This window comes from Bradyrhizobium sp. LeoA1Lang, assembly GCF_055413685.1.
This window is the reverse complement of sequence record NZ_JBVAPG010000655.1, coordinates 1-252: the sequence shown is the minus strand read 5'-3', so window position 1 is coordinate 252 and position 252 is coordinate 1. Positions and strand designations below refer to the sequence as shown.

Annotated in this window: 1 pseudogene; it reads right to left on the bottom strand. The window is 63.9% G+C overall.

The features are described from left to right. Window positions 1–118: 118 nt before the first annotated feature. A pseudogene (locus tag ACZYOF_RS44860) lies at window positions 119–252 on the bottom strand (IS701 family transposase); the annotation flags it as partial.

Below are 252 nucleotides of genomic sequence, written 5' to 3'. Positions count from 1 at the left end.
CTGCTGATGCATTGCGATTGATGGCCTTGACACGAACCATCCCATGTGAGGTTCTGGCTGGCTGGTTACCCGCCTCGATACGCCGCCCTTCTCAGGCCGTCATCACCCAGATTCCGCCATAGCTCGATGAGCGCCGCGTCCGGGCGATGTCTGCGGCCGTACCGGAGACCGGCGGTCGCTTGCCCCAGGATCGAAACACATGAGCGCTGCTGACCCCGAGCACGTAGCCTTTGCCGGCCCGGCGCAGTTGCT